Source organism: Endozoicomonas sp., assembly GCF_051008435.1.
Classification (GTDB): Bacteria; Pseudomonadota; Gammaproteobacteria; order Pseudomonadales; family Endozoicomonadaceae; genus Endozoicomonas_A.
The window spans coordinates 1-6,845 of the sequence record NZ_JBPCXO010000019.1; the positions used below are offsets into that span (position 1 = coordinate 1).

The 6,845-nt window shown below is 46.8% G+C and carries 6 protein-coding genes and 1 tRNA gene; 3 read left to right on the top strand and 4 right to left on the bottom strand.

The annotated features are described in order from the left end of the window. Nucleotides 1–339 precede the first annotated feature (339 nt). Entirely contained in the window at nucleotides 340–1,281 is a 942-nt protein-coding gene (locus ACR2PX_RS00705) for a hypothetical protein (RefSeq protein ID WP_433997447.1), read from the top strand. Nucleotides 1,282–1,333: 52 nt separating this feature from the next. Here ACR2PX_RS00705 and pmbA read toward each other — a convergent pair whose 3' ends face one another. Further along, complete coding sequence (gene pmbA, locus ACR2PX_RS00710) at nucleotides 1,334–2,689, bottom strand: metalloprotease PmbA (RefSeq protein ID WP_433997448.1); 1,356 nt, start codon at nucleotides 2,687–2,689, stop codon at nucleotides 1,334–1,336. 205 nt (nucleotides 2,690–2,894) lie between these two features. Here pmbA and yjgA point away from each other — a divergent pair, with 205 nt between their 5' ends. Continuing rightward, the gene (gene yjgA / locus ACR2PX_RS00715; RefSeq protein ID WP_433997449.1) at nucleotides 2,895–3,422 is read left to right on the top strand and encodes a ribosome biogenesis factor YjgA; all 528 of its coding nucleotides are present in this window, start codon (nucleotides 2,895–2,897) and stop codon (nucleotides 3,420–3,422) included. 35 nt (nucleotides 3,423–3,457) lie between these two features. Here yjgA and ACR2PX_RS00720 read toward each other — a convergent pair whose 3' ends face one another. Next, a complete protein-coding gene (locus ACR2PX_RS00720; protein ID WP_433997450.1) occupies nucleotides 3,458–4,165 on the bottom strand; it encodes a glycerophosphoryl diester phosphodiesterase in 708 nt (235 codons plus the stop codon). Nucleotides 4,166–4,265: 100 nt separating this feature from the next. Here ACR2PX_RS00720 and ACR2PX_RS00725 point away from each other — a divergent pair, with 100 nt between their 5' ends. Next, entirely contained in the window at nucleotides 4,266–5,840 is a 1,575-nt protein-coding gene (locus ACR2PX_RS00725) for an FGGY-family carbohydrate kinase (RefSeq protein WP_433997451.1), read from the top strand. Between the two features lie 45 nt (nucleotides 5,841–5,885). Here the strand turns inward: ACR2PX_RS00725 and ACR2PX_RS00730 are convergent. Then, nucleotides 5,886–5,961: transfer RNA gene (locus ACR2PX_RS00730), tRNA-His, on the bottom strand. A gap of 127 nt (nucleotides 5,962–6,088) precedes the next feature. Continuing rightward, entirely contained in the window at nucleotides 6,089–6,676 is a 588-nt protein-coding gene (locus ACR2PX_RS00735) for an acetate uptake transporter (RefSeq protein ID WP_433997452.1), read from the bottom strand. Nucleotides 6,677–6,845 lie beyond the last annotated feature (169 nt).

The following is a 6,845-nucleotide window of genomic DNA, read 5'->3' on the forward strand; positions in this document are numbered from 1 at the left end:
CATAGCACTTGGCGTTATCGAGGAGGTCATAAAGTTTCATGACACTGTTTTACAAGAAAACGTCTTCTATTCATAGTCACATAAGTCATCCTGTTTCCAGCTCCCCGGAATCCACTAAGAGCCTTTAAAAAATGGGTTACCGCCGTTTCTGATATTAGGGAATATCTGCCTTTACTGGCCAGGCTAGGACAAAATCTGCTACGACTCTATGATCAAACACATTTCACGCCTCTTTATTTAAGCAATACCGATGAGCTCACTTATCTATATCCAGTTTATGCCGTTGGTTCTGAAGAAAGAGATTCTTCTTCAATCATCAGTACAGCCTTTTCAGATTGGATGAAGGACTTAAACATCACCTCTCCCAGGTATGTCAGACTTCCAGTAGAAACCATGGCAGAAACCAAAGAGTCCAGCATTTCATTAAGTTTGGAGCAACCCAAAAGTACACCCAATATCTCCAGAGATATTACAGAGCAACTAATCTATGTCATTCACCGCTCAATCTTCAGAGACTGGCATCTATACCCTCTCCCTATATTTGTCGGCTTTATTCAATCTGAAATAGCGGATACATACGCAAGCAGTGGTGGTTTTTTTGACTACGATATTCTGGGCGGTCAGTTTGTCCATGGTTACTTCTCTCACGTACTGCAAATGGCCCAGCTGAAGCAGCATCATTTTCCTCAACAGGCTCTATCACAAATCAACCATCAATGTTGGGGACGAATGTTTGAAAAAAGGAACCTAACACTATGGCACACTGTCGCTAGATTCACTCTACCAAACGACAAAAGCATTGTTTTTTACAACCCTGTTCTAGGCTCATCTCCTGACACACTTCAAGAACTTCTTTCACAGCATTTTTTTTCAGAGCTGATCAATCCTGCCATCTCTGAGAACAACCCGGAACTGGTGAGCTATTTATTCTCCCTGCTGGATATAAACTCTATTAAAGAACTCATTAATATCAAAGACGCTTTGACTGCTTTGGAAAACGCGATCATCCAACACAATTACAATAGCTGGCACCAAGTCAGTAAATCGCTGAGAACTGCTCAAACAAGCAGCAAGTTTGTTAATGAAAACACTCTTCGAATAGAGGAAAGGCAGATCATGTCCAGCTTCAATAATAAAATGATGGCTGCACCAAGAGCATCGCTACTGGAAACATTGGATTACTCTAAATATGAGGTACTTTATAGGAGCCCATCGGATACCGCTTTCATTTACCAGCTTTGGCACTGGCCCTCAGAATGGGATGCAATCCCATTTAAATAAGACCAGAGATAGAAAAGAGGCGCCTGTAAAATGCGCCTCTTACAACGATCGATTACTCCCCAGCCAGAGTCACCTCATTGATGAGAACCGAACCAGTCTGAATACTCCCTCTGCGATCGTAGTCATTACCTGCAGCCACAATATTCATAAACATATCTTTCAAGTTCCCCGCGATGGTAACCTCAGATACAGGGTACTGGATTTCACCATTTTCAACCCAGAAGCCACCTGCTCCTCTTGAGTAATCTCCCGTTACCGTATTAACACCCTGCCCCATCAATTCAGTGACCAGCAAGCCAGTGCCCATCTGTTTTAATAACTCTTCTTTGCCACCTGCATTACTGTCGAGAAACAGGTTGTTTACACCTCCAGCATTCGCTGTACTTTCCATACCCAGCTTACGCGCGGAATAAGTTCCCAGAAGATAATTAGTCAGAACGCCATCACAGATAAAGTCCTTGGCCTGGGTAGCCAGCCCATCATTATCAAAACTGGCCGAGCCCAAAGCCTTTTGCAAATGCGGCTGCTCATGAATACGAACCCAGTCAGGAAATATCTGCTTACCCAGATGATCAAGCAGAAAAGAAGCCTGCCTGTAAAGGCTACCGCCACTGATCGCCCCCAAAAGGTGGGAAACCAGGCCTGATGCAACTTCTGGTGCAAACAAGACCGGTACCTGACCCGTTGGAACTTTTCTTGCACCAAGACGAGCTATGGTTCTTTCAGCGGCTTTGCGACCGACATCCAATGCTGACTCCAGATCATTGCCATCACGGGCGACGGTGTACCAATAATCCCTTTGCATTTCGCCGGACTGCTCACCAATCAGAACACAGCTCAGACTGTGCCGACTGGAAATATAACTACCAATGAAGCCGTGACTGTTTCCATATACACGGCACCCTTGGTGTGTTCCAACATTGGCACCGTCTGAATTTTTGATCTTGTTACTAAACGTTCTGCCGGCTTCTTCACACTTCAAAGCCAGCGCTATAGCTTCTTCTGCATCCACACCCCAGGGATGATAAAGATCCAGATCGGGTAACTCAGTCGCCATCAGCTCTGCATCTGCAAGACCGGCACAGGGGTCTTCCGAAGCATACCCGGCAATATCACAGGCTGCCTTCACGGTTTCTCTGATGGCTTCAGGTGTACTGTCTGATGTACTGGCAGATCCTTTTTTCTTTCCCTGATAAACGGTGATACCAAAACCCTGATCACGGTTAAACTCCACCGTTTCAACATCCCCCATCCGGATCCCTACCGAGAGACCAGCATCCAGACTGACCCCCACTTCGCAGGCATCAGCACCCTGACGTCGAGCCTCATCCAGAATATCGCTGACGAGGGTCTTCAGGCGATCCTCTTCAGAGCGGGGATCCAGTACAGCATTGGTTTTATCACCCATGAATTTCCTGCCTTCCAGAATTATACGTGTAAGCTCTATTGTGCCGTGCCCAGCCACAAAAAAACAAACGATTTACCATGAAAGTCTTACCCTTCAAGAATCTCCCCCCCCTATAACAGCAACGAAGCCAGCAGCCCTCTCCACGCATGGCTGAATGCCCTTAACTGGAGTAAAATGGCAACATCTCTTTGCATAGACCCGAATCATGTCAGATCAAGACCCCTACGAATTTGAAGACGACGCTGAAGAAATTATTTTTGTCAGCAAATCTGAGCTCAAGCGTGATATGGATGAGCTTAAGGCCATAGGCTCCCGCTTGATGGAAATGAAGCCAGCGATTCTGGACAAACTGCCTCTGAATGAGCGTCTCAGAGAAGCGCTGGATGAAAGTAAGCGCATAAAAAGCTACAACGCCCGAAAACGGCATTTAGGCTTTATTGGCAAGCTGATGCGGGATCAGGATCTGGAGCCGATTCAGAAATTTCTCGACAGCCTGGACTCTAACAGTGAGGAATACAACCGTCGCTTCCATCAGCTGGAACGCTGGCGGGACCGCCTGATCAATGAAGGGCATGATGTGCTGACAGAGTATCTGGAAAAATACCCTGAAGCGGACCATCAACATATCCGCCAGCTAGTACGAAATGCCCAGAAAGAAGCCTCACAGGACAAGTCTCCTGCTGCCTCCAGAAAACTATTCAAATATTTAAGAGAAGTGGACGCAGAGCACTGATCATATACCTCAACAGGGCGCCTGCTGGCGCCCTGTTATTCCAGAGCAGCGGGGTTATCAGTGAAGATCCCGTCAACTTCCCAACTCTTTAACTGCTCTGCCAAGTCCTTATCATTGACGGTATAACAATACAGTTCGTAGCCTGCCGCTTTGATTGCACGAGCTTTTTCCTCTTTCAGCTTTCTGGCATTCAAATGAATGGTTATCGCATCTACCTGCCTGGCCTTATGCTTCCAGTTTCTCGGTAAGGATTCAAAAAGGCAGCCAATGCTGCTCGCTGCCCTCGCTCGATATAAAACCAGTGCTTTATGGTCAAAACTGGAAACCAGTAACTGCTCATCAGGAAAGTCTACAGCCTCCAGTGCTGTAACCACTTCCTCCACCAGAAGTTTCAAATCACAACGATTAGGCTTCAACTCAAGATTCAGACCCAGATTCAATTTTTTAATCAAAGCCAATGCTTCAAACAATGTGGGTATTTTTTCACCTGCGAACGCCTCTGAGAACCAGCTCCCGGCATCCAGCACAGAAAGCTCATCAAGCGTCTTCTTTTTCAAATACCCCTGCCCTGAAGTTGTTCTGCTGATTCTGGGATCATGAAACATGACGGCAGTACCATCCCCTGACAGGGTCACATCCAACTCTATCCATCTCAGCTTAAGCTCCGCAGCCTTCTGGATACCTGACAATGTATTTTCCGGAGCCAGTGAAGCCACTCCCCGATGCCCAATGACTGAATCCATGAACATACTCTTTCCCCCTCCAAGTCCGCTGAATCACTCGTCTACTATTATCCTTTTATTTTTATGACAGGAAACTGTTTGTTTAGAGGAAGGATTAAGTATGCAAGATGTTCTTCTCAGTATTGATGTGGGTACTGCAAGCCTTCGAAGCGCCCTGGTCAATCCTATGGGCGAGATACTGGCTAAAGACATCCGAGCTCTTAAACTCTGGCAGTCTCCTGGCCGGATGGAGCAATCTTCCGATGATATCTACAACTGTCTGATCAGCTCAGTTGGACACCTGATTGCCCAATACCACTCATCAGTGACTATTCAAGGCATTGGCATTGATGCAACAGCCTCCCAGGTACTACTCAATCATGAGCTACAGCCTCTCTATCTTCCCGACAATCCAGAAGCCAATATCCTCGGCTGGATGGATCACCGCGCCCAAAGGCAGTCAACGCTGATTAACGAACGGTTCAAACAAGTAGCTGATAAGCTCACTCCCAGTAAACAAATTCCTGAGATGTGTCTTTCTAAAATGCTCTGGCTTGAGCAAACTCATCCTGAACTCTGGTCAAAATGCGGTTTAATCCTTGATCTGTATGATTTTCTGAGCTGGAAACTAACAGGTATACTCACCCGAACCCCTTGCTCCATGGTGACTCGAGAATCAACAGAGGTACTGGATATTCTTGGAATTAACAACCACGACTTGATGCAAGGAGAGATGTTACCAATAGGAGCTCCTATTCCAGGAGGCTTGAAAGCATCTTCAGCCAATGCATTAGGATTGACCGTTGGCACACCTGTAGCAACCGGCATTGTTGACGGACTCGGTGGCAGTCTTGCTGTACTTGGCTCCACGGACTCAAAGGATACTCTGAACAGTCTGGAAAACAGACTCAGTATGATAGTAGGCACCTCAACCATCTATATTGCAAATAGTCGTACAGCCAAAACGATTGAGGGTGCCTGGGGACCCATACCTTCAGTGCTTGAAGGCTTTTATCATAACATTGTCGGACAATCTGCTGCGGGGGCACTGATCGATCACTTGATTATCAGCCACCCGGCATACCCTCATGCCAGAGACGAAGCTCAAGATAACCAGATTACGGTTGTCGCTCATCTCAATAACATCCTGAATAACATGGTTGATGCGCCTCATAATCTGCCCTATTTAACACACGACATTCATCTTTTACCCTATTTCGCTGGCAACCGCTGCCCGAGAATGGACATGAGCCTACGAGGCATGATCGTTGGACTGGAGCTGGATAAAAGCATTGAAAACCTGGCGCTTTCATATCTGGCCTGCATCCAGGCTATTGCCTTGGGGGCCCGACACAACATAGAACTGCTTACCCGGCACGGTTACTCCTTTTCCGAACTTCGCCCCTGCGGCGGATTAGCAAAAAATCCGCTGTTTGTTCAGGAACACGTCAACGTCATAGGCATTCCAGCAAAAATGCCAGAAGAACCAGACGCCATGCTTCTTTCAGGAGCTTTAGTCGCATCAGTAGCATCCGGTGTACATTTGTCTATGGAAAAAGCCATGCAAGCCATGAGCCGCCAGAAAGGAGTGGTAAAACCCAATACATCACTGATGGATTTCTATCACAAAAAATACAGGGTTTTTCTTGAGCTTTATGAGGATCAGGAGAAGTACAGGAAGATAATGAATCAATAGTTCAGATACAAAAAAGCCTGACTTAATAGCCAGGCTTTTTAAAAGTGGGGTGGACGATGGGGTTCGAACCCACGACCACCGGAATCACAATCCGGGGCTCTACCAACTGAGCTACGCCCACCACTTCTTTGTTTCGGGGAAGAGAAGTCATCCCTGAAGACGCGGCTGATTATAAGGAAAGCCGGCCTCCTTGCAAGCAAAAAATAGTACTTCAGGTAAAAACCGAAGTCTTTTTGCATCCCTGTACATTACATTTCACCAATGGGCAAAATCGTTCTACCCAATTGTTCGTTAATCACCTCAGCCATAGCCAGGTAGATCGCACTGGCTCCACAAACAATGCCTTCCCAGCCCGCAAAGTGACCTATAGCGGTTGAGCCCGTAAAGTCTCTGGCTGCCAGCAGGAAGAAAAGCACAGCCAAAGACAGAAAGACAAACTGAAGAACCCGGTTGGTTTTCAGTGTTCCAAAGAACATCAACGCGGTAAAAATCCCCCAGAGCAGCAAATACCAGCCCATGTAGCCAACTGGCGTTGGCTCGCCAATACCCTGCTCAGGAAAAACCAGCAGAAGTACCAGACTGATCCAGAACAACCCATAGGAAGTAAAGGCAGTCAGACCAAAAGTATTTCCCTTTTTAAACTCGAGAATCCCTGCAATCACCTGAGCCGCACCTTCATACGCCAACCCCATGGCAAGAATCATGGCAGTCAGTGGATAGAAGCCGGCATTATGGATATTCAGCAAAACAGTCGTCATGCCAAACCCCATCAGCCCCAGTGGAGCAGGATTGGCATAAACCGGTTGGGCACTCAGCGTATCAGCTTGTGTATTCATCTTTTTGCACTTTGAGTTTATGAAAGACAGACTCAATACACACTAGTACCCCGTCCTGAGCCACATGATAGGTGAGCAACGCTTATCCTGTTAACTCCGAGACAGTAATGACGGAGTTATCATGACCATCAAATATCATGTTCGGCTCAGTGAGGACGAACGATCAACG